The following is a 22,767-nucleotide window of genomic DNA, read 5'->3' on the forward strand; positions in this document are numbered from 1 at the left end:
CGACATGTCCGTGTCGATCCCTCCTGGCCGCTGGCCCGCGCACTGACGTCGGTAGCCCACGGACGGGGCTGGGACGTCGCACCGGCCGAAGGTGCGGCGAGCGTGCTGTCGATCGGCGGGCGCCCGGTCGACCTACCGGACGGCGCCGATCTCGCGAGGCTGCGCATCGAGGTCATCCTCGGCGCCCTGATCGACGGCCTGGGCATCGAGCCCGTCTTCGGCTCCGCCACGGTGATCGCACCAGCAGCGGGAGTGTGCGGGCCCGCTACGGCGGGACCCGTCGACGCCGTACGGATCGGGGATTCGTGGTCGGGGGACACGGTCGGCGTGCGACCGGTCGCCTGGTCGGCGCGCGTGATCACGGTCCAGCAGTCGCGGTGCTGGCTGGTGGTGGCCGACTTCGTCGGCGGATGGCCGGACGGGACAGCGATCACCGGTGATCTGGCCGTGTTGCCTGCGATGGTGTGTGCGGACACCGCCCGCGCGAGCCAGTTTCAGCTCGACCGGGGTCGAGGCCCCGACTGGCCCGAGGCCCTGCTGCTCGACACCCCCCGGGCCCGCGGGCGTCGGCTTCCGGTTCTGGCCATGTGCAGCGACGGACTGGTGGCGGCCCAGATCCTCGACCGGGCCCTGTCGAAGGCGGAGGCGGTGGGTCGGGCATGAGGATCGCCGTACTGGGGATGGGTGTCATCGGGAAGCGTCTGGTGGACGCCGTGACCGAGCATCCGGATCTCGAGCTGGTCGGTGTCGGCATCCGTCGGCTCACCGGTGGGGTGCTCGCCCGACCGGACGTGCCTTACTTCCTTACCGACGACGGGACACCGGAGCGGTTCAAGGGCACCGGAATCACGGTCGCCGGGTCGTGGAACGACGCGCTCGCGCAGGCCGACCTGGTCGTCGACGCCGGGCCCAGCCGCAGTGGCGCCGGGCGTGCGGCCAGCTATCGAGCGGCGCGGGTCGCGGTGCGGTACTGCGGGGGCGAGCGCGATCGCTCACTCGGGCCGGTCCTGCACCCGGCCCTGAACCGGGAGATCGGATTCGGATTACGAAGTGCCCGGCTGGCCAGCTGCAACACCACGGCGATCGGGCGGACGCTGGCCGCGATCGGCGTCGGCCACATCGCGCGCGCTCACGCCACGATCATTCGGTGTTGCACGGACACCGACAAGGCGGCCAAGGGCGTGACCAACAGCGCGGTCTTCGACGCCCGCCCCTCGCACCACGCCACGGACCTGCGAGAGATCATCCCGGAGATGTCGCTGTCGACCAACGCGGTGACCGTGCCGATGGTGTCCGGACATGTCATCCTGCTGCGTCTGCACCTGACCGACGGCGAACTCGACGCCGCGGTCTCACGGCTCGGCGCAGCCCAGGGTGTGACCCTCCTGACGGAGGGCACGCATGACAGCGCGCTCATCCGGGAGCGGGCGATGCGGAGCGGCATGCCCCGTGGCGACCGGTACGACATCGCCGTGCAGGCGTGCCGGGACGGCGACGCGCTCAGCCTCGCGGTCTCCCTGGACAATGAGGCCATCACCGTTCCGGAGACGATCGACGCGATCCTCGCCTACGCGGCCACGCCGGCGGTTGCGGCGTCGCTGAGCTGACCGCGGGGCGAGCATGGGAACGTGGCGCGACGCATCGGCCGATCGCGGGTACCGCGTCGGTAGAACGGCCGGCTCACGACAGGTGGCGAGCCGCGGCGGTCAGCTCGTCGAGGCCGGCCCGGCGATCCCGCAGATGCATCCGGACAACGGGCCGGCCACGGCGGGCGAGCGCGAGTCGGTCGCCCTCGGCCTGCGCGGCCTGAAGTCGGGCGAGTCCGAACGGTCGGCCGGGCACCCGCACATCGTCCTGCGCCGCAGCAGTGATTTGCAGAAAGGCGCCGGTGGGCGGGCCGCCCTTGTGGAGCTGACCGGTGGAGTGCAGGAACCGCGGGCCCCAGCCGAAGGTCACCGGCCGGCTCGTGCGTTCGCGCAGCCGCTGCGCCACCTCGGCGACGCGCTGGTCGCCGGACCGGTCCAGGAAGGCCATGACGGCCAGGTAGCCGGCGGGTTCCGAGATCGTGAGAAGCCACTCGAACACTTCTTCCAGGCGCTCACACAGAGCAGGGCCGGCGGCCTGGCCCGGGTTGAGGTGCACCTCCACGGCATCGGTCACGATCAGGGGAACATCACCGCCGTCGCGATGGTCGCCGGCCAGCACCGCCTGAGTGTTTGCTTTGGACTCCTCGACGTTCGGCTGATCGAACGGATTCACCCCGAGCCGGTACGACGCCACGGTCGTCGCGTACTCCCAGAGGAGGAACTGCGCGCCCAGCGGGGCGTCGACGACGATGTCGGCGGTGCCGCGCGGGTCGACGCCGAGGACCACCCGGACGGCATCCGCGGGCGCGGCGGTCCGGGCCGAGCCGATCACCGGCAGGATGCCCCGGCCGTCCTTGCCGGTCGACTCCGATACCAGCTGCTCGATCCAGTTCGGCAGTGCGCGTACCGCGGCGCCCTCCGCGCACAGGAGCACCTTGTCCCGCCCACGTTCGGCCGCCGCGGCCAGCGCCGCGCCGAGCAGCAGCCCTGGATTGTCCGCGTCGTTCGCCAGCGAGGGCCGGACGGCTGCGGCCGCCCGGACGACGGCGGCGATGTCCGCGCCGAGCAGACCGGGCGCCACCAGGCCGAACGGTCCCAGGGCGCTGAACCGACCACCCACCATCGGATCGCTCAGCACGCAGGCGTAGCCCTCGCGCATAGCGGTCGCGTGCAGACGGGATCCGGGGTCGGTGATCACCACGATGTGTCGTGCCGTCGCGGCCTTGCCCAGGTGCCGGTGCAGGTGGTCGACGAACACGCGGCCGAGGCTCTCCGACTCGACGGTCTCACCGCTCTTGCTGGCGAGCACCACGAGGAGACGTGCGGGATCCTCGGCCAACGCCGCCCGGACCTGGTGCGGATCGGTGGTGTCCAGCACGCGCAGTGGTTGCTCCGCGGCCACGGCGACCACCTCCGCGGCCAGCGACGAGCCACCCATGCCGAGCAGTACGACGTGGTCGAGCTCCGCGCGTTCGGCGGCGAGCTCGTGCACGACCGAGGCCAGGTCGGCGGAGGACGCGGCGAGGTCGAGCCATGTCGTGCGACGCACGATGTCGGCCGCCACGGCCTGGGGCCACATCGACAGCCTCCGTTCGCTGAGGCTGGTCGGTACCCGCTCGTCGACGAACTGGTCACGCAGGTGTCCAGCGACCTCGGCGAGGGGAACGTGCACACCGACCCGGGCACCACCTGCGACCGCCTCGATCACTCGGCGACCATCCTTCCGCTGAGGCCTCGATCGCGGCCGGTGAGTGATGCTGCGGGCGTGGACGACGGCGACGGGCTCGCCGGAGCGGGCCGGCCGTCATCGCAGCATAGCTTCATCGATGCGTCCTTTCCGGACCAGAGACGAAAACCTAGGCTCGTACGCAGTCGGCGCGGAGACCACGAGGTGATCGATCCCGCCGCCCGCACAGGGCCGTCGATGCAGTCCGACAACACTTCGGGGGTGTCCGTGGGAGCAGCTCAACCATTGCCGTACGACGTGTGGACGGGTACGACGGGCGACCGCCAGGTGCAGGTCCTCATGGACGACGCCACGCTCGGCCGGATCCGGATCGCGTTCAGTCCCCTTTGGGAGCTGGCCGCGAGTCTGGTCAGCCTCCGTCGTGGCCCCCATTACATGCGCTGGCCGTTCAGTGACTGGGCACGCGCCGCCTGGCAGCACTTCCCACCCGAACTGGCTGAGCTCTACGCCGTCACGGCGCCGCAGCTACCCGGCTTCATCGCCCCCATTCCCGATGGATCGGCCAACGCGCCGGTCGACGAGCTGGCCAGGTCCACGGCGACCGCGCCGGACGAGGTACGTGCCGAGATCGTCCGGCTCTTTCCCGACGAGGTCCCGGCCCCGCTGGTCCGCTTCGTCGCTGATCCGGACGGATCGCTGCGGTGGTACACCGACGAGGTGTCACGCTTCTGGGAGCACGCGCTGGCCTCGCGGTGGGGAGCCATCCGCTCCGTCCTCGACGAGGAGCTGCTGCTGCGTTCCCGGATGCTGGCCACTCGGGGTGGAGCCAGCCTGCTCGCTGATCTGCACGGCATCTTCACATGGAACCCGCCCCTGCTGGAGGTGCCCGGGACCCTGGGCGCCGTCCCGAGCCGGGACGCCTGTCCGGTGCTCGTGCCGATGATGTTCGCTCGCGGCCTGAGGATGTCGGCGACCGATTCTCGTGGCCGGATCGCGATTCCGTTCCAGGCCCGGGGCGCTTCGGTGCTTAGCGACAGCCCGGACCTGACCCGACGGCTGCGGGAGGACGCTCTCACCATGCTCATCGGCGGTGGGCGAGCCTCCATCATGCGTGCCGTGGTCGTGCCCTGCACGACGTCGGTGCTGTCCCGCCGGCTCGCGCTCGCGAAGAGCACCGTCTCGGAGCACCTGAAGACGCTGCACGCCTGCGGTCTGGTGCTCCGAAGGAGGGTCGGGGGGCAGGTCCTCTACGAACTCGACCAGGCCGGACGCTCGCTTCTCGACCTGCTGGACCTCTGCTAATCCCGGCCCTGACGCGCGCGGCACCCGGACGACGTGTTCGGCGTGGACCGAATCGCTGGTGGGGATTCGCGCGGCCGACTTAGGGTTTCGTCGTCCCCGAGACATCGAAGGGAGGAATACCATGAAGAAGTACCAGAAGCCGGCCGCCACCAAGGTGACCTACGGCACCGTCCTGCGCGACAACAAGTGATGTATCCGGCGCTGCGGCTACCAAGCCGCAGCGCCGGCACATCGTAGACCACGGAACGATGTGATTCGCGGGAAGAAGGGGTGCGACCATGTGTGGTCTCGGAGGGCTTGCGCGTGTTGACGGGTGCCCGCTGACGGACGCGGCGGATGCCGTTCTCAGCACAATCGCGACCACCATCGGGCACCGTGGTCCGGACGACCGCGAAGTCACTCGCGAAGGCCCTGTGGGCCTCGCGTTCACGAGACTGTCCCTGATCGATCCGGAGGGTGGCGCACAGCCCCTGGTCAGCCCCGACGGGTCGTTGGTCCTGATCGCCAACGGCGAGGTCTACAATCATCGTCAGCTCGCAGCCGGTCAGGAATTGCTGACGGGGTCCGACTGTGAGGTCCTCCTGGGTCAGTACGCCCGTCATGGCATTCGGTTCCTGGAAAATGTGCACGGCATGTTCGCCGTCGTGCTGTGGGACCGGCGGGCCAACAAGCTCATCCTGGCTCGGGACCGTTTCGGGATCAAGCCGCTCTATTACCACCGCACTGCGGAGCGAATCATCTTTTCCTCCGAGATCAAAGCCTTGTTCGCTGATCCAGGCACGCCGCGGAAGGTCGACTGGGGTCGAGCCCTCGTCCATCCGATGATGTCGTCCGCCCCGGTGCTGGTGCCGATGGAACAGACCACCTGGTTCCAGGAAATCCACAGCGTACCCGCCGCTACCGTGATGGAGATCGATCTCGGCACGGGCGCCACCACGGAACGGCGCTACTGGGACTTCCCCACGGCTGGCGAGGGCGAGGGCATGTCGGACCGGGAGCTCACCGAGCGATACGGTGCGCTGTTGGCGGAGTCCGTGGCGGACTGCGCAACGGCAGACGCCGAGCTCGGGCTGTTCCTGTCCGGCGGCATCGACTCGAGCGCCGTCGCGGCCCTGGCCGTGGGGCGGAGCACCTCGCTGCACACGTTCACCGCCCTGAGCGGCAGCACCCACCTCAACGGTGATGCGGCGAACGCCCGTCGTGTCGCCGACCATCTGGGACTACCGAACCACCAGGTGGTCTTCGACGCCGCCCGGGTGCCCTCCGTCGACGAATGGAAGCGACTTCTGTGGCTGCTCGAGACCCCGCTCTGCGGCGTCGAGCAGTTCTACAAGCATGAACTGCACCGGTATGCCAGAACCGAACGCCCCGAGCTGCGCGGGATGCTGTTGGGCGCGGCGTCGGACGAGTTCAACGGCGGCTACTCGGTGGACTACGGCCTGGGGGGCGACTGGCACTCGTTCGAGGGTTCGCTGGCGACGATGATGCGCAACGGTGCCATCTACCAACGGCCCGAACTCGCCCCTTGGTGGAGCCAGCTGGCGGAGCCTATCCTCCGGGACGATGTCGTCTTCAGGCTTGGCGCCACCACCCCTCCCGATCCCTACCAGGCATTCCTCGAACGCGAGTACGCCAAGATCCAGCAGTACAACTGCTGGCACGAGGACCGAACCGCTGCGGGCAGCGGCATCGAGGCGCGCGTCCCGTTCCTCGACCATCGCCTCGTGGAGCTGGTGGTCGGCGTTCCCGCGGCTCAGCGCAGCCGCCTACTGTGGGACAAGCGCATCCTCCGCGACGCCACCCGGCACCTGCTGCCGGCCTCGATCGTAAATCGACCGAAGGTTCCGTTCTATTACGGCGCCGGTGAGCAGCACACGTACCGGATGCTGGCCCGCATGTTGTCGCAGGACGGCGGCGCGCTGGTCGAGGAGGCACTCGCGGGTGGCGATGCTGCCGACCACCTCGACGCCGCCGGCGTGCGGCAGCTCATGCATCGGATCACGGAGCGACCCGAGAGTCAGGATGTCGAGCTCGCCCTGCAGGCGATCAACCTCGGGCTGCTCGCGTCGATGGCGGCGGAGGTGCCGGCGCCGATCGTTACGCGTCCGCTGGACATCAAGCTGAGCGCCATCGATGGGGTCGACCTCTCTCCGGAGAGCGGGCACGTCGCGGAGCACTTGGGGTACCGACCGGTGGTGCACGACAAGGCGGTGCTCGAATTCGGCCCGGAGGCCCTCCTGCTGCGCTCGATGGACGACGAGGACTGGTTCCTCATCCTGAACGGCGAGATCGAGTACGTCATCGACACCGAGAGCCCTGTCTGGCGTCGATTCCTGGCCGGCGTGGACGGCGTCCGGTCGGTCGAGGACCTGCTCGACCTCGCGGGCGGCTCCTGGACGGATGTCGAGTCGTTCGTCTACGAGGCCGTGGAGCACCGGATCCTGCGTGTAGCTGGAGCGACCGTCGATGGCTGAGGACTACTCCGACCATCTCCTGGCGCTGGTGGAGCATGACCTGCTGCCGTCTCGCTACGAGGCGGTCTTCGTCGCCGGGTCCGTGGTGCAGGGCTGGGGAAACACCGGTAGCGACATCGACATCTATGTGATCTGCGACGAGGCGCCGAGCGGGGTGGAGACCGCCCATCGGGTGGGCCTTCAGCCCGACGCGGTGGCCGTGTCCCGGCTCATGACGAACGACCAGAAGCTGGACATCGAATACTGGCAGGACGGTCAGGTCGATCAGCTCCTGGACAAGGTCTCCTGGAAGGAGTTCTACTCCGGCGACGTGTCGGGCGACCGACTCAGTTGGCCCGAGCTTCGCTTCCTCGAGCGGGTCGACCACGCCGTGCCGATCGCGGGCGCGAGCTGGCTGGAGCGTCGGCGCGAGCAGACCCGGTCGACGGCCATCCGGTCGCTCATGGTCTCCCGGGCGTTGAATTACACCACCCTGTTCATCGAGGACGCGATCGGCCAGCTCGAATCCGACGACGTGGAGAGCGCCGTGCTGTCTGCCCGCCTGGCGTTCGGATACGTCATCGACGCGCTCCTGGCCGGTGAGGGAAAGTACGGCCAGAGCGGTAAATGGCGCGCTCGCCGCTTCCGCGCGGTGGAACAGGACGTCATCTCGTTCGAGGACTACTGGGCCGTCGAGACGATGCAGGACTTTCAGCCGGACGAACCCACGATCTGGGTTCGGCGGGTCGTGGCGACCTGCCGTCAGATCGCCCGGCAGGTCGTGGTCTGAGTGACGACCGATTCCACGATGGACAGCAGCTGGGCGCGCAGGACGTTCGCCCCCCTGCGGGACCGGCGTTTCCGGCTTTACTGGACCGGGCTCTCGGTGTCCCAGCTGGGCAATGCGGTGAGCGCGATCGCTCTCACCCTCGGGATCATCAGCGCGACCGGTTCCGCAGCCGATCTCGGTATCGTGCTCGGCGCCGCGGCGCTGGCCGAACTCTCGATGACCCTGATCGGTGGCGTGTGGGCCGACCGGCTGCCCCGCCAGAAGATCATGATGGTGGCTGACGCGCTGCGGGCCGTGGCGCAGGTGATCGTGGCGGTCGAGCTGTTCTCCGGCCGTCCGAACATCGCGCACATCGCGGTGGCCTCGGCGCTCGCCGGTGGCGCGCTGGGCGTGTATCTGCCTGCGGCCAGCGGCATTGTGCCGGCGACGGTGGATCGCGAATACCTGCAGCAGGCGAACGCTCTGGCGAGTCTGGCGAGACGTTCGGCCTTCATGCTGGGCCCCGTCATCGGGACGACCCTGGTCGTGACCGTCGGGGCCGGATGGGCCCTCCTGTTCGACGCGTTGACGTTCGCGGTCAACCTCAGCCTGCTGTCGCTGCTGCGCATCCCGCACGTTCCCCGGGAACCGTCGACGTTCGTCAGCGATCTGGTCCAGGGCTGGCGGGCCGTGAGTAGCCGCACCTGGCTATGGGCCAACCTGATCGTGTACTGCATCTGGAACCTGATGCGATGCTTCTACTTCGTCGTGGGACCGATGGTCATCATCAGCGGTCACGGCGGTGAAGTGGGTTGGGCGACCATCGTCCAGGGCGGGGCGATCGGTGCTCTGGCGGGCGCGCTCATCGGCTTGAACATTCGACCGCGGCGACCGCTCGTGGTCAGCAATCTGGCGAACTCGCTCGGGGCGCTACCGCTGATCATGATCGCCGTCGGCGCACCCGTGCTGGTCGTCGCGGTGGCGGCGGGCCTCATGTCGCTCGTGCTGGGCCTTGGTTCCATCTGGAGCACGACGTTGCAGCAACACATCCCGTCGAGCGAGATTTCACGTGTCTTCTCCTACGACTGGATGGTCTCGGTAGCGCTCATCCCGGTGGGTATGGCCGTGGCGGGTCCGGTGGCGGAGGTCGTCGGCGAGCGGCCGAGCCTCCTGGGCGCCGGCGTGGCCATCCTCGTGGCCAGCTTCGGCGTCCTGGCGATTCGGCAGGTACGGGACTTGGGCCCACGTCCGGAGACCAAGGTCGGCCAGGACGTCGTGGTTGGTGGGCACTGACATGGCCGAGGCGGTGTCGTATGGCGGGGTTGCCAGCATGGAGGCGAGGATCGCCGAGATCGCGGCCGCGGTGCGGGACGAACCGGTGTATCGGAGCCCGTTCAACAGTTGGGATGCCAAGGCCAGCGTTCGCAACGGTCCCCGCCGGCTGCTCGGCGAGGACGTCGACGGCTCCCTGTTCTTCCCGCCGGAGCTCGTGCCGAGCGCGAGTCACCCTCTTGTCACCGCCCGGGGCCCGGAGGTGGCCTCCGCGCTGCTCGTACAGCGTCTTTATCAGTACCTGCACTTCACCACCGAATTGGAGTCGGTCGCGGTCATCCCGGTGACCTCCATGATCGCGCGCAACCGGAGCGGCCTCGTGCTGCCGGATCGCATGAAGGCCGACGCGTTCGCGATCACCACCGACGAGGCCTGGCACGCCCAGTTCTCGGACGATCTGACACATCAGATCGAGAGGGCGCTCGAGCTGCCCAGCATCGTCCCGGCGGATCCCTATTTCGTCACCAGGCTCGACGAAATCCGCCACGAGCTCGGCGCGCAGGCCGCGGGATACGTCGACCTGGCGTTCTCAATCGTCAGTGAGACCCTGATCTCCACCATCCTGGCGGACCTGCCCAGAGATACCAGGCTGCCGAGGGCGGTACGCGATCTCGTCCAGGACCACGCTCTCGACGAGGGACGGCACCATGCCTATTTCCGGAAGTTGTTGACCTACTTCTGGGGCGCCCTGGACCGCAGGGACCGACAGCTGATCGGGCCGTGGTTTCCAGAGCTGATCAGGACCTTTCTGGCCCCGGACAACGGCGCGGGACTGCGCATGCTGGTCGGCGTCGGCCTGACGACCGCGGAGGCGACAACGGTGATCATGGAAACCCATGATGCTGCAGAGACCAACCGGCGTATCGCGGCGGCTGCCATGTCGACGGTGCGCTACCTGACTGAGGTCGGTGCGTTGGACGATCAGCGGACGCGTGAGTCCTTTATGGAAGCAGGTATGCTGCCGTGACGCCACAGACATTCATTGGGGAGCGATGACCGTGCAGGTGGATCTGTCAAAGGGCCTTGCTGTCCTGCACGAGCGCGGATTGTTGCCGGATTCGCATCTCTGCGCTTTCGCCGCAGGCTCTTTGGCGCGTGGATGGGGTAACGCCACGAGTGACGTCGACCTTTACGTGATCATGCCCGATCAACCCTCGGCACTGGGTGCCAGTAGCGAGGCCGTCGACTTGGATGTCGCCGAGATGGGGGTTGACGCCCTTGTCGTGGACGGCGTGCAATGGGACTTGAAGTACTGGCGGACGAGCCAGATCCGCCAGATCATCGACCGGTTCTCCTGGAGTCGTTACGAGGCCGGGGACACCGGCGGCGCCAACGTGGACATGCGGCAGCGTGACCTGATCGAAAGGCTGTTGCACGCACTGCCCATATCCGGTCAGGAGTGGTACGACCGGAACGTCTTGGAGCCACTGCGGGAGTCGGCGATGATTCCTATTCTCGTCACTCACGCGCTGCAGACGTCGGATACGTTCATCGAGGACGCGGTGGGGCAGATGGCCGCGGATGACGTACACAACGCTATTCTTGCGGTGCGGACGGCATTTGAGATGTCGATCGAAGCCCTGCTGACGGCACACGGCGAACCGGGGCGTAGGCCGAAGTGGCGTCCGAACCGCTTTCGCAACGCTGACCAGAGTGTGCTGACTTTCGACGAGTACTGGGCGATCGAGACGATGCGTGACCTCGACGAGCGTTCACCAAAGCCCTGGATCATCAGCGTGATACGCCTGTGTCAGCGGATCGCCATGGAGGTAAATATCAATGACGCGCCGCGTTGACGTGACGTCCGCAGTTCCCTCCGTGCGGCTTGACGCGCGTCTCCGCCGTGTCGGCGGTGAGCTGATCGTTGCCGGCCCGGACCATGAGAAGGCCCACGGCCGCGAGCCACTGACCCTTTCGTACACTGCCGAGGTCATTTTCCGTGGCATCGACGGATCGCGCAGTCTGGACCGAATAAGTGATCTCGTGGCCGCGGATTTCGAGATCCCTGCCGAGGAGATCGTGGACGATGTCGTCGAGCTGATCGACGAGCTCGTGCATGCGGGGGTCGTGGAGTACTTGAGTTGATGAGGACGCCTTCGACTCCTATCTGGGGTCGAAGGCATCGACCAGTTTATTGATTCCGGCACGAACCTCTTCCTGTGGGGCCGTACCGTCCAATACGTGATAATTGACATCGCCCCACGGATGAGTGAGAAAGTTGTCGCGAACGGCACGCATCCGATCGAGATCGAGTTCCTCCCGCTTCTTGGAAGAGCCGTCCCGCATGATGATTCGCTCGATCGCTAGTTCCGGGGGCACGTCGAGGAAGATGGTGAGGTCCGGCGCGGGAAGATATTGATAGATCGTGGTCAACCATTCGACGGTCATCCCGCGAGCCATCATGTAGGCGAACCCGGTGTAGACGTACCGATCCGTGACCACCGCCTTTCCGGCGCGCAACGCGGGCTTCACCACCTCGCGCACGTGTCGATAGCGGTCGAAGGCTGCCAGCAGGCCGATCTCGGGCAGCACGGACTCATCATCCTGCTCCATGTCGAGGACCGTGCGCACCACGGGGTCCTGACGATATAGATCTGTCGGTTGCCGGGTCCGTACGACTTCTCCCCGTTCCGCGAGCTTGCTCTCCAGGAACCCCACCTGAGTTGTCTTGCCGCTGCCGTCGATGCCGCAGACGGCCACGAAGAATCCGAGATTCGACCAGGTCATGTTAGGCTCCTCGCCTATTCCGTACCGATGATCGCACTGCTTCAAAAGGGCTTTTCAGGTATCAAGAGAGCATTCTCTGAAGTGTAAGGATGCGAACAAAGGATGTCAATATAGGTCGAAGTGTCGACCTGTGGTGAGAATCACGCCATATCGACTACGATGGTTCCGGCAAGGCTGGGAAGGGCGGCGGTGCGGTCGACTCGATCGTCGGCGCTTCCGTAGGATCGGCCGCACCTCCATCATGTCCGGCCTGCGGATGAGGAACGTGTACACGGCGAACCTGAAGGTGCCGCTGCGCGGTCTCCAAGCGCACCGGCGCGTCGACGAGCGGTAGCGACAGCCCGGAGGCCGAGCATTGGAGCAGGAAGACGTGACCGAGAGCGTCCCGAGGGTCGGTACCGTGCTACCCGGCCTATCCTTGCGGGCAACCAGCGGCGGCCGGCTGGCCATCGACCGGGCGCCGAACGGCAGTCGCTACCTCGTGCTGTATGGCTATCCCAGGATCAGTTCGCCGGACGTCCAGATGCCCGAGTCCTGGGCCACGATCCCCGGTGCCGTCGGCTGCACCGCCGAGTCCTGTCGATTTCGCGACCTCGACCGCGACTTCGCCGCGTTGGACGCGGAGATCATCGGCGTCTCGACCCAGTCCCGGGAGGAGCAGCAGGCGGCCGTGGCGCGGCTTGGTCTGCCGTTTCCGTTGGTGAGTGACGAGGATCTGGAATTCACCCGGGCCCTGCGTCTACCCACCTTCACCGTGGCCGGAAGTACCATGCTCCGCCGGCAGACCCTGGTCGTTGAGGAGGGCAGGATCGCGCAGGTGTTCCACCCTATCGAGGACCCGGGCAGTCACCCGCATGACGTACTGCAGTGGATCCGGGGTCGATGACGCCAACGACGACTCATCTCTTCGTGCCCCGCCGTCAGCCGGGCCGGCATTGCTGCCGTCTTCCGGCTTCCCGGCCCGAGTCCGCCGGCGCGGCGCTGCCCGGCTGACGGCCGGCTCCACCGCGCCGTGGTGGCGCTCATCCTGGGGCTGACGGCGCTGGCCGGGCCACTCTTCGACCTCAGCACCGACGCCGCCGACATCTCCTGCGCCGTGCCCCGCGTGTCGAGGCCGCGTTTCCGGGTGTACGCAGTGAGCAGCCACCTGAACGCGCCGCTGACCCGCCGCGTCCGGTGGCGTTTCGGCAGGTGGATCCAGCCGGTCCCGCGGGCCCGGATCCCGGCGCGCTTCCTGCGTAGCCTGGTGGTCGCGCCCGCGCAGGTCACCTGCCTGGCGGTCCGGTTGGGGCACGTCCCGCGCGGGCCGGTCATTGCGGTGCGGCTACGGGTCAACACCGATCCCAACCCCACCCTCACGCCGAGGCGCTGTCCCTAACCCGCTCGATCATCCTGTCGATCCGCCCGCTTCTTCGAGCGGTGCAACTTTCCGGGTGGGCGGTTCCGTTCTACCTCCGTCACGAGGAGGCAGTGGACTTGATAGCCGAAGACGAGCAAGCATTCCGCGAGTTCGTGACGTCAGAAATGGCGTCACTGCGCAAGCTGGCGTACGTGACCTGCGGTGACTGGCACGCGGCGGAGGACGCCGTGGCCAATGCTCTGGTCAAGCTCTATCCCCGCTGGCGGAAGCTGGACCGGCCCGATCTCTACGTCAAGACCATGGTCTACCGGGCTGCGGTCGACGAGACCCGTCGGCCGTGGCGGCGCGAGCGGTCGGCCGGTGACGCCATGCCGGACATCGCGCTGCGCGACCCCGCCGGTGCGACCGACGAGCGGATGCGCCTGCGGGCGGCGCTCGACTCGGTGCCACCCCGGCAGCGAGCCGCAGTCGTGCTCCGGCACTACCTGGATCTGAGCCTCGAGGACACCGCCAGCGTCCTGAACTGCACGGTGGGCACGGCCAAGAGTCAGGTGTCCCGTGGCCTGGCGAAGCTTCGCGAGTCACTCGGCGACGACCGCGCCAATCTCAACAGACCATCGACAAAGGAGTGGACCCATGCGGTTGCATGATCTCGTGGACGCGGTAACTGGCGATGAGCCGCCGATGTCCCGCACCGTCGACGACATCATCACGGCAGGGCGGCGGGCGCAGCGCCGCCGTCGGGCCGGATTCGCGTCAGCCGGCGCGGCGGGCCTCGTCGTGGCCGTGGTTGCCGGTGCGTTCGTGGTACCGACCCTGGGTGCGCAGCAGAGCCCCCCGGCCGCGCCGTTCGTGGCCGGCGCGGCGGCGTCCAAGCCGGCCGGGGCCGAGTGGCCCGACCCCGCGTCGTTCACCTTCACCTTCACCGGGTACGACGCCGGCACGCTGCACGTGCAGGACCCGATTGTCGCGTCCACCGCGTACCAGATCGCTCCCGTCTACTCCGACGGCCACACCTCGAACGACAAGCCCATGACCGCCCAGGAGGTGGAGGGACAGGGCGACGCATTCGAGCGGAACAGGAAAAAGGCTGCCGCCGGGAAGCCGTCCCTCTGGGCCTACCTGACCGTCTACCGGCCCGGTGCCTTCGACCCGGCCAGGATCAAGGACGGCGCGAACGTCACCGTGGCCGGTCGCAGGGCTGTGCAGGCGACGCTGCCGGTCGGCCTTGACCCGCAGCGCCCGGTGGATGGCGGCAACAAGCTCTTCGCCTGGGAGTACGCCGACAACGCCTGGGCTGCTGTCACGTCGTACTCCGGCGACAAGGCCACGCCGAGCTTCGAGGAGCTGGGCGGCCTGGTCGAAGGCCTGAAGCCCAGCAGGCCGACGCCGGCCCTGTTGCCCTTCACGGTGGGCTACCTGCCGGACGGTTACGTGCCGTTGCAGATCGGCACCCACGCCACGGCGGGCCTCGGTGGCATTGCCGCGGCCCGCGCCGGCGACTACGGCGGCGCGACGTACACCAGGTCCGCCGCGCCCACCACTGGACTGACCGCACCGTACGAGGCGACCGAGGGTGGCCTCAGAGACGGATTCCACATCTCCGTAATCCCGAGTAGCAGCGCGAACCAGACGCCGGAGCCCGGTGAGACCAAGTGCTACGACGTACCCGACCGGCCTGGGTGGGACGGCCCGCAGGCCGACATCTGGTGCCAGTTCCGGAGCGCCGACGGCGCAGTTGTAGTCGAGGTCAGCCCCGATAGGGCCGGTAACACGCCGCCGCGGGTCGAACTGGAGAAGATCGCCGAGGGAATCACGGTCGCCGACGTCACCGACGAGTCGACCTGGACTCCGGCCGCGACCGCCCTGCGGCCGTGACGGCCAGCGCCGGCACCACGACGGTGCTGTTCGGCAGGGCCGCTTCAGCGGCTCCTGCCGCAAAGAATGAGGGCTTGGAATGAAACGGAGAGCAAAGGCCGGTCTGATTGCCACGGCGACAGCGGCTCTGTGCGTGGCGGTGGTGCCTCTCGCCGAGGCGAACACCACGCCGAAGTCCGACGCGGTGCCGGTCGGACTGGCGGAGTTCTACGGGCAGCGTCCTGAGTGGGGACCCTGCCCCCGTCCGCCGGTGCCACCGAGGCGGTCACCGGCTGCTTCGCCGTCCGCGCTTCCCCGTGCCGAGAGCGCGTCCCCGGTGGTGGAATGCACGACTGTGCGGGTGCCGTTGGACTACCGGCGGCCGGACGGTCCCCGGGAGACCGTCGAGCTCTCCCGGCGCCTGGCGAGCGATCAGCCGAACCGGCTCGGCGTACTGGTCGAGGTCCCCGGCGGGCCGGGCGGGCAGGGAATCTACGCGTCGGAGGATCCGGCGTACGAGGCGCTGTCGGCGCGATACGACATCATCGGTTACAACCCGCGCGGCGTCGGGCAGTCGCAGCCTCTGCTGTGCGAGGGCACGAGCGTGCAGTTGTCCGGCAGGACTCGCTTCACCGACGCGCAGATGCGGGCGTACACCGAGGAGTTCCGCAGGCGTGATCAGCAATGCGAACGCGCGGACGGTGCCCGGCGTCCCTACTTCACCACCGCCAACAACGCCAGAGATCTCGACATCGTCCGCGCGGCCCTGGGTGAGCGTCAGCTGAACCTGATGGGGAAGTCCTACGGCACGTACGTGACGGCCGTCTACGGCACGCTTTTTCCGAAGCGACTGAACCGCAACGTCCTGGACTCCGCGATCCACCCGCAATGGATATGGCGGGAGGCGTGGAAGCAACAGGCAATCGCCCAACGCAGGACCGCCGACGCCTGGATGACGTGGGTGGCCGAGCGCAACGGAATCTACGGGCTGGGCACCACCCGGTCGCAGGTGCGCACCACGATCGAACGGACCCGGGCGAAGCTGGAGCAACACCCGATCGACCAGGGTGATTTCGTGTACGACGGCACCGAGTTCGACGGCCTCATCGGGGCCACCAACGAGGTGGCGTACTGGGACTTCTTCGCAGCGACGGCGAGCCGGCTGCGTCAGCAGGTCGAGACGTCCTCGGACGTGCCGGGTGACCTGGGCCGGGCGTTGGCTCTTCAGCAGGAGATCCAGGCCGACCCGCCGCCGACCAGCAACGGCGTCTGGGAGGCAGTCAACTGTGAGGCCGAATGGCCCGCCGACCTCGAGGTGTACTACGCGGACATGCGCTACTTCTCCGAGCACTTTCCCTACGGCTGGGGTGCGTCGGCGGTTTCTCCGCGTGAGTGCACCTTCGGCTCGGTGGAGCGTGTCGAGCCGCTGGTGAAGCTGCGCCGCAGCGGCTACCCGACAGGGCTGGTCGTGCAGGAGGAGTTCGACCCGCAAACACCGTACGAGGGCGGCCGGGCGATGGCGGACCTGCTCGGGCACCGGCTCCTCAGCGTTCCGCGCGACGGCTACCACGTCGTCCACGGCACCAACGCCTGCGTCGACGCCGCCATCGCCGACTACCTACTGAACGGAAGGCTGCCGAAACGGGGAGCGGAGTGCGAGGGAACGCCGATCCCCGAGGTTCCGACGGATGGTTCGGCGCGGGTGGGCGAGGACGACCGCCCGTCCCTCGACGAGCAGACGAATCTCCTGTCCGGCCGGATCTCTCGTCCGCTTCAGGCTGGTGGTCGTGAGCCCTCCTGATGTCGACGCATGAGGGCTTGACATCCGCGCCGATTGGCCGAACGCCTCCGCAGTCTGCAGATTCCTTGGTACGTCGTGGCTGGCTAGGCGGTGGATCCCTGCCACGACGCGCAGACCTGCGGGCACGGCGACCTCCAGGTCGCCGTGCCCGCAGCGAACTTTGTGCCCGCGCCGCGGTAGATGTAGCCGGAGTACCTGTGCTGGATGATCACCTTGAGGCGGGTGTGGACCCGCTGTCCCCGCTGGCCTTGGCTTTCGATCTGCGGCACGGGATGGGTTCGATACGCGGTCATTTGATGTTCGATCTGCCGGCCGCGCGGGCGAGCCGGTTCGTGGAAGGGGTTCCATCGCTACGCCGCGTCGCTGCGGGTCGTGGCGAGTTCGGGAAAGGCGTCCTCCCAGCGCTGGCGGAGCTAAGGCGGCAGCCAGAGGCTGGGCCAGAGTCGCCGGAGGAGGTCAGCATCGAGCCACGTGTTCAGGTCCTCGACCGTGCTGGCTTCGGTGAGGACCACCTTGTACATGCTGGACAGGCGCGCGGTCCCTGGACCAGTCGAGGTGATGCGGGAGCGTCACCGTGCCGTCGGTCGGGCCGTGCAGCGCGGCGAGGGTTTCGGCAACCACATAGGGCTTCCGATCCCCGTAGGGCCGGTAGTCCGCCGGCGGTGCCGGGGTGATGTCCTGCGCCGGCTGATGTTGGCCGCCTGCCGGACCCCCGGTCGGAGTGCCTGCCGGATCGTCTCCCGGCTGTACCCGGTGACCCGCTGCAGATCCGCCGGCCGCCACCCGGCCGCGTGAAGCGCCCGCAACTGCTCGTCCCGCTCGGTCGACGCAGCCGCCCGCGTCGCCTCGTACCTGGTGACGACCGCCTGCAGCCCATCCTCTGAGAACCGGTCCACGCCGATGATGTGCGCGGTGTGTGCTCTCCAGCCGATGCCAACCCGGGTGAACCGGTGCCAACGCGGGTCACTCTGGGCGACCGCCGGTCGCAAACCGGGTCCGTGCGCTCGGGGTGTGCTCCTGGGCTGGGCGAACAGGGGTACGGGTGACGTGGGTGAACGCCTGCCACTCCCTGCCACCCCAGGTGAACCCTCAGGTCGCTAGACTGGTCCCTCGCGCCCTCGTAGCTCAGGGGATAGAGCATCGGTTTCCTAAACCGTGTGTCGCAGGTTCGAATCCTGCCGGGGGCACCTCGATACGCAGCAGGAACGTCGCCTGAGCTGGCAATCCGCACGCCGTTCAATTAGAACAGGTGTGCAAGCGTAGGTCACCGGAAGCCGCCGTTTGTCGTAGGTCGCGGAACAGGTGCGGAATGACCTTGAAGTCATCTGCCCAGGTCAGCCGACGTGATCGGGGAAAGATCCGGAACGACGGCGCTCATACGGGCCACGTCACGCCGGTCAGAGCCTCAGCGATCCGGTCGTTGACGGTGACCTCCGCGCCGTCGATGCACGTGGCGTAGACCTTCAGCAGCACGTCAACGGAGTGTCCGGCCCGCTCCGCTACCTCGGTCGCCGGCACGCCAGCGTTGAGCCACAGCGACACGGCAGCGTGTCGCAGGTCATACGGGCGACCAGCGAGCGGAGAGTCAACCTGACGCGGGTCAACGCCAATCGACGCGCCTTCACCCAGACGCGGGAGTACGTCGAGGCCGCAACCACGTTGCCCCGCTCGCTCTGGAACAGCCGGCCGTCCTTGGCGACCATGCTCACTGGCAATCGTTGACGCGTGTGTCCTAAGCTCGCGGGAACGGAGCACTAGGCTGCTGGGAAGTTCATGTGCACGTGCTCGACGACCCCGAAGGTCTGTCACCGAGAGCTCAGGCGTTCCTGTGCCGTGCCGGGACCCGGCAGCCGGAGCAGCCTCGACTGCTGACCGACTTTGTGCAAGTGCCGGCCCGGTCGGGATGGCTGATTGCGGCGCCCCTTGAGTTGACCGTCAGGCGGGAAGGCTTCGCCGCCCGCTTCGGCGGGTTGCGCTACGACGTTCGCCGCAGCGTCCGCATCGGCGACGAGCGCCGCGACACCCTCCGCTGCTGGCAATTCGACCTGCTCGACATGGTTCGGGCAGAGAGCATGGGGTGGTCATTTGCGTGGTACGGCGAGCGCGTGTCGTCACCCGTGCTCTACCTGGCGCACACTGACGGCCGATTCGGGGTGAGCGTGGGCGGTCCCTTCCTGGAGGTCTGTCCCTCGATCAATCACCTGATCGAGGGACACGCGCTCATGGACGAGCTGCACGACTGGGAGCCTGTGCCACCCAGCTCGCTGGAGGCGTGGGTCCCCAACGACATCACCAATGCACACCTTGGCGAGATCCTCGCCGCACTGCCACCCGTCCCTGAGGCATCGGGACCACATGATCAATGGTGGTGCTCCGACCATCTCGCAATCCGCCTGTTCCACGGATGGACCGATCGTCAACCGCGACCCACCGGCGTCATGATCTGGAGCCGGAACGGCCAGATCTGATGAGTCGGCGACAGCACTCGCTTGGTTCAACGGCATACTGCCGCCAACCTCGTCTGCCTCACCGCCGTTGACCGCACGCCTCTGGTGGGCCGTCGAGTCCGCCCAGCGACCGGCTGACTAGTAACTCTGTGTAACAGCGGCAGTCCGCCGCGCGGGAACCTGTAAGTAGTCGAGTGGAGCCGATGTGTCACGCATCAAGTGGAGCCCGACATCGGACTGCCGGTGTGCCGAGTCCCACCTCATGCTTGACGGATCCGTCCCAGCACATGCGCGACAGTCGGCCTTGGTTGCTCAGTTGCCCTGGTTGCTGTCAGTGCCCACCGCGCGGTCGCGCACCTACGCTTCTGGCCAGTCGGACACGATGACCAACGGGACTGAGTCCGGCGACCGGAAGTCGTCGCCAGGAAGGTACTCGATGTGCTGATGCCGGTGGACTGTCCGGTCATCGGCGGTCTCGGCTTGCTCAGCCACACCATCGAGCGCGTCCCAGATGATGTCGAGATACTCACGCCCGCCGGAGAAATGCACCGTTGTCCCGCCTTGCAGACTGACAAGCAGCGGACCCGCGGTCGCCTCTTGACTGACGGCCCCGTCGGTGACCGCCACCTCAAAGGGCTCAGCATGATGGCGTAGCAGGCGGCTGAGGGCGCGGAGCGCAGCCGGCGGACCGGCAAGCTCCAGCTCGTCATCGCTGACGGAGAGACGGCAGCGTTGGTGATCATCCATCGGCGCATTGTGTCTCACCGCGCGGCCCTTCCGTCGCCCACCGTGAAGGTCTCCGTGAGCGCCTGAGGATCATGTCGGACATCAGGTGGGACGCGAGCGTCAAGCATCTCCCGTGGCGGGACACATCGGACTGCCGGCGATGTCGGGTCTCGGGGGATCTCGTAAAGCGTCGGTCATACCGCCTGTAGATCGAGCCCGCTCCCAGGCTGTAGGACGGTCGCCGTGAACCTCATCGATCGTTCGGCTAGGCCGCGTCTTCAAAGGTTCACAACCATTGGAGTAGTGCGGCGATGGTGACCGTTGCCTGGTACGACGTCGCGGTCTTGTCATAGCGGGTGGCGACGCTGCGGCACTGCTTGAGCCGGTTGAAGCAGCGTTCGACGACGTTGCGCCGCTTGTAGAGCTGTTTGTCGAACGTCGGTGGCCTGCCGCCGCGGCTGCCTCGCCTGCGGCGGTTTGCCTGCTGGTCGGCGCGCTCGGGGATGGTGTGCCCGATGCCGCGTCGGCGCAGGTCGGCTCGGATGGCCTTGGAGCTGTAGCCCTTGTCAGCGATGACGTGATCTGGTCGGACGCGAGGTCGACCGGGCCCTGGGCGCTCGACGCGGATGGCGGCCATGACGTGGGCGAATCGGGTGCAGTCGTTGACGTTGCCGCCGGAGAGCACGAACGCCAGCGTCCGGCCCGAGCCGTCGCAGGCGAGGTGGATCTTGGTGGTCAGTCCACCTCTACTTCGACCGAGGGCGTGATCTTGTGGTTCGTCCGATTCCCGGCGCCCCTTTTAGCGCCGGCGGCGTGCTGGTGGGCTCGCACGATGGTCGAGTCGACCGACACCAGCCAGTCGATGTCCCCTGCCGCGTCCGCGTCGGCCTGGACCCCGGCGAGCATCCGCTCGAACGTGCCATCGAGTGCCCACCTGCGGAAACGGGTGTAGATCGACTGCCAGGACCCGTACCGGGCCGGCACGTCCCGCCACGCCGCCCCGGCCCGGATCTTCCACACGATCCCGTTGAGCACCCGCCGGTCATCGGCCCGAGGCCGACCACCGGTCACCGCCGACGGCAAATACCTCGACAGCGCTTCCCACTCGACGTCAGACAACTCGTAGCGACGACCCACGCGCTACATCATCCGACACCAAGATCCTTTGAAGACACTGCCTAGGGCCGTTTCCAGGGCGATCGTCTCCGTGTCGGCGAGGTGCAAATCGACCGGCGCGCTGCTCTGCCAGTCCAGATGAGCCCGTACCACGTGCCGGCCTGGCGTTACGTCGACGCTCTGGACGGCTCCACGGTTCAAGCGTGCCACTACCTTCCCATCGATCTCGATCGCAATACGGCGCAGAAGGCCACCGGTGTCCAGGGCGCGACGAACAATGATCCGCGGCATGGGGTTCCGCTCCCTTCCCTGTGGCGCGGCAGCACATTGGAATGCCTCAGCGCTGTGCGCGTCAAACCAACGGGAGGCAAGTGTGGCCGTCCGTACAGCCGAGCCGGGACTGGGAGCCCGCATGACGGCACAGGTGAAGCGAGGTCATTGCCCGGCACCGGATTGGCCTACGGGCTGACCGTTCCCGACATGTTGCTGACCCGGCCCATCGCATCGAAGTCGACACGCAGAACCGACCCACCCCGCTCCTGCGCCGTCACCGACATCGGCGCCCGATCCAGCCGCCACCCCTGCTGGTGCAGGAACGACTCGACGGCGACGCGGTGCTCCACCGGGAAGGACTGTAGGACCTGGGTCAGGACGGTCAGCACCCGCTCCGGCCGGACCGGCGCGGTGATCTGCGGCGGCGCGTCGTCGAGGTGGAAGAAGACGGCGCCGCCGTCGTACGGCCCGCGGTAGTAGCAGTGGCCGGTGAGGCCGGACGCCAGCATGGCGAGGCGGTGTCCGTCGGCGCGCTGGAGCGGGAACGTGGGTTCGGTGAGTTCGGCGACCCCTTGGCGGTGCCCGTACTCGCGAAGCCAGCCGGCCAGATGCAGTACCGACGGCGGGAGGTTGCTGGCCTCGTTGGCCCAGGCCCACAGCCAGGTGCCGTCGTTGTGGCTCTCGGTGCCGAGGAGCTGGACGCGGTACCGCAGGTCGGTTCCGAACGTCGCGACGCCGTCGGGCACGTCGAGCTGCCAGTCGCGCTCGCCGAGCAGGTCGGCCAGCGCCATCTGGCGGGCCAGGCCGGTGCCGACATGTTCGGCGAAGAGTCGATCAAACGTCGGCATCGCCGCAGTGTGCCAGACCTTTCAGCGCGGGACGGCCCCGCGTCCGGCCGGAGCCGGAGCGCGGGGCCGGCGGGTCAGCGGACCAGCGCTGCCACCAGTGTCCCGATGCAGGCGACGACGGCGGCGATGATCGGACTGAGCGTCTTGATGTACGCCAGGATGAGCCGGTGCCGGTCGGTCGGCTCGGCAACGGTTTCGTCCTCGTCCTCTGGTGTCTCGAAGTCTGACCCGTGAGGGATTACAGTCAACGTGACTCCTTCCGTTGCAGCGGTGGAGTCGAATGCGGCGTCCGGTGGCAGCCGGGCGCCGCCCTCTGTGTGAGGCGACGCAGTGCCGTTCGACGGTTCGAGCATCCTCCCGGCGGCCAGCTAGCACAAGAGTGGGCAATTCACTGTCGGGTACCTGACAAGCAGATGCATCGCATCGAGAAAATTTCGGTGCCATCTCTTGCCAAATGCAATTTTCCGTGAAGCAGTTCAACCC

The 22,767-nt window shown here is 67.6% G+C and carries 21 protein-coding genes, 1 tRNA gene and 2 pseudogenes; 16 read left to right on the top strand and 8 right to left on the bottom strand.

What is annotated here, in order from left to right; all coding sequences use genetic code 11:
• The first annotated feature begins 102 nt into the window (after positions 1-102).
• On the top strand, positions 103-663 hold the full coding sequence (locus O7611_RS01215; protein WP_194798773.1) for a hypothetical protein: 561 nt from the start codon (positions 103-105) through the stop codon (positions 661-663).
• Between the two features lie 41 nt (positions 664-704).
• Complete coding sequence (locus O7611_RS01220) at positions 705-1,607, top strand: hypothetical protein (RefSeq protein ID WP_269696062.1); 903 nt, start codon at positions 705-707, stop codon at positions 1,605-1,607.
• Between the two features lie 73 nt (positions 1,608-1,680).
• Here O7611_RS01220 and O7611_RS01225 read toward each other — a convergent pair whose 3' ends face one another.
• Complete coding sequence (locus O7611_RS01225; RefSeq protein ID WP_269696063.1) at positions 1,681-3,294, bottom strand: glucose-6-phosphate isomerase; 1,614 nt, start codon at positions 3,292-3,294, stop codon at positions 1,681-1,683.
• A 57-nt stretch (positions 3,295-3,351) separates the two neighbouring features.
• On the opposite strand from O7611_RS01225, the gene O7611_RS01230 reads away from it, so the two are divergent.
• The 7 genes from O7611_RS01230 (at position 3,352) to O7611_RS31970 (ending at position 11,214) form a co-directional block, all read left to right on the top strand.
• Positions 3,352-4,575 (top strand): ArsR/SmtB family transcription factor, encoded by a 1,224-nt coding sequence (locus tag O7611_RS01230; RefSeq protein WP_194798771.1) that lies wholly within the window; start codon positions 3,352-3,354, stop codon positions 4,573-4,575.
• A gap of 278 nt (positions 4,576-4,853) precedes the next feature.
• On the top strand, positions 4,854-7,049 hold the full coding sequence (gene asnB, locus O7611_RS01235) for an asparagine synthase (glutamine-hydrolyzing) (protein WP_269696064.1): 2,196 nt from the start codon (positions 4,854-4,856) through the stop codon (positions 7,047-7,049).
• Positions 7,042-7,818 (top strand): hypothetical protein, encoded by a 777-nt coding sequence (locus O7611_RS01240; protein ID WP_194798769.1) that lies wholly within the window; start codon positions 7,042-7,044, stop codon positions 7,816-7,818. Before asnB ends, O7611_RS01240 begins: the two co-directional genes overlap by 8 nt.
• A gap of 18 nt (positions 7,819-7,836) precedes the next feature.
• Positions 7,837-9,090, top strand: coding sequence for an MFS transporter (locus O7611_RS01245; RefSeq protein WP_194798768.1), 1,254 nt, complete (start codon positions 7,837-7,839; stop codon positions 9,088-9,090).
• A gap of 1 nt (position 9,091) precedes the next feature.
• Positions 9,092-10,096, top strand: a complete 1,005-nt coding sequence (locus tag O7611_RS01250) for a diiron oxygenase (RefSeq protein ID WP_194798767.1) — start codon at positions 9,092-9,094, stop codon at positions 10,094-10,096.
• A 25-nt stretch (positions 10,097-10,121) separates the two neighbouring features.
• The gene (locus O7611_RS01255; protein ID WP_269696065.1) at positions 10,122-10,925 is read left to right on the top strand and encodes a hypothetical protein; all 804 of its coding nucleotides are present in this window, start codon (positions 10,122-10,124) and stop codon (positions 10,923-10,925) included.
• Positions 10,909-11,214, top strand: coding sequence for a PqqD family protein (locus O7611_RS31970; protein ID WP_194798765.1), 306 nt, complete (start codon positions 10,909-10,911; stop codon positions 11,212-11,214). Before O7611_RS01255 ends, O7611_RS31970 begins: the two co-directional genes overlap by 17 nt.
• 18 nt (positions 11,215-11,232) lie before the next feature.
• Here O7611_RS31970 and tmk read toward each other — a convergent pair whose 3' ends face one another.
• The gene (gene tmk, locus O7611_RS01265) at positions 11,233-11,856 is read right to left on the bottom strand and encodes a dTMP kinase (RefSeq protein ID WP_269696067.1); all 624 of its coding nucleotides are present in this window, start codon (positions 11,854-11,856) and stop codon (positions 11,233-11,235) included.
• 370 nt (positions 11,857-12,226) lie between these two features.
• Here tmk and O7611_RS01270 point away from each other — a divergent pair, with 370 nt between their 5' ends.
• The 5 genes from O7611_RS01270 to O7611_RS01290 all read left to right on the top strand — a co-directional run bounded on the left by O7611_RS01270 (position 12,227) and on the right by O7611_RS01290 (position 16,874).
• Positions 12,227-12,742 carry a peroxiredoxin gene (locus tag O7611_RS01270; RefSeq protein ID WP_194798763.1) on the top strand — a complete coding sequence of 172 codons (516 nt, stop codon included), beginning with the start codon at positions 12,227-12,229 and terminating at the stop codon, positions 12,740-12,742.
• Between the two features lie 129 nt (positions 12,743-12,871).
• On the top strand, positions 12,872-13,234 hold the full coding sequence (locus O7611_RS01275) for a hypothetical protein (RefSeq protein WP_194798762.1): 363 nt from the start codon (positions 12,872-12,874) through the stop codon (positions 13,232-13,234).
• A gap of 92 nt (positions 13,235-13,326) precedes the next feature.
• The gene (locus O7611_RS01280; protein WP_332367415.1) at positions 13,327-13,866 is read left to right on the top strand and encodes a SigE family RNA polymerase sigma factor; all 540 of its coding nucleotides are present in this window, start codon (positions 13,327-13,329) and stop codon (positions 13,864-13,866) included.
• Complete coding sequence (locus O7611_RS01285) at positions 13,853-15,094, top strand: hypothetical protein (protein ID WP_269696068.1); 1,242 nt, start codon at positions 13,853-13,855, stop codon at positions 15,092-15,094. The genes O7611_RS01280 and O7611_RS01285 overlap by 14 nt, the downstream gene beginning before the upstream one ends.
• 346 nt (positions 15,095-15,440) lie before the next feature.
• Entirely contained in the window at positions 15,441-16,874 is a 1,434-nt protein-coding gene (locus tag O7611_RS01290; protein ID WP_269696069.1) for an alpha/beta hydrolase, read from the top strand.
• A gap of 350 nt (positions 16,875-17,224) precedes the next feature.
• Here O7611_RS01290 and O7611_RS31890 read toward each other — a convergent pair.
• Positions 17,225-17,770 (bottom strand): annotated as a pseudogene (locus O7611_RS31890) (hypothetical protein).
• A 218-nt stretch (positions 17,771-17,988) separates the two neighbouring features.
• On the opposite strand from O7611_RS31890, the gene O7611_RS01295 reads away from it, so the two are divergent.
• Positions 17,989-18,061 (top strand) — tRNA-Arg (locus O7611_RS01295).
• A 187-nt stretch (positions 18,062-18,248) separates the two neighbouring features.
• Here O7611_RS01295 and O7611_RS01300 read toward each other — a convergent pair.
• A complete protein-coding gene (locus O7611_RS01300; protein ID WP_228531249.1) occupies positions 18,249-18,416 on the bottom strand; it encodes a hypothetical protein in 168 nt (55 codons plus the stop codon).
• Between the two features lie 233 nt (positions 18,417-18,649).
• Between O7611_RS01300 and O7611_RS01305 the strand changes: the two genes are divergently transcribed.
• Positions 18,650-19,342, top strand: a complete 693-nt coding sequence (locus O7611_RS01305) for a hypothetical protein (protein ID WP_194798759.1) — start codon at positions 18,650-18,652, stop codon at positions 19,340-19,342.
• 336 nt (positions 19,343-19,678) lie between these two features.
• Here O7611_RS01305 and O7611_RS01310 read toward each other — a convergent pair whose 3' ends face one another.
• From O7611_RS01310 to O7611_RS01325, 4 genes and pseudogenes are all read right to left on the bottom strand, one after another.
• A complete protein-coding gene (locus O7611_RS01310; protein ID WP_194798758.1) occupies positions 19,679-20,068 on the bottom strand; it encodes an Imm32 family immunity protein in 390 nt (129 codons plus the stop codon).
• A 265-nt stretch (positions 20,069-20,333) separates the two neighbouring features.
• Positions 20,334-21,184: pseudogene (locus tag O7611_RS01315) on the bottom strand (IS5 family transposase).
• A gap of 437 nt (positions 21,185-21,621) precedes the next feature.
• Complete coding sequence (locus tag O7611_RS01320; protein ID WP_194798756.1) at positions 21,622-22,284, bottom strand: DUF6882 domain-containing protein; 663 nt, start codon at positions 22,282-22,284, stop codon at positions 21,622-21,624.
• Between the two features lie 74 nt (positions 22,285-22,358).
• Positions 22,359-22,532: a hypothetical protein gene (locus O7611_RS01325; RefSeq protein ID WP_013283846.1), complete on the bottom strand. Its 174-nt coding sequence runs from the start codon at positions 22,530-22,532 to the stop codon at positions 22,359-22,361.
• Positions 22,533-22,767 lie beyond the last annotated feature (235 nt).

It is taken from the genome of Micromonospora sp. WMMC273, assembly GCF_027460285.1.
GTDB classification, from domain to species: Bacteria; Actinomycetota; Actinomycetes; order Mycobacteriales; family Micromonosporaceae; genus Micromonospora; species Micromonospora aurantiaca.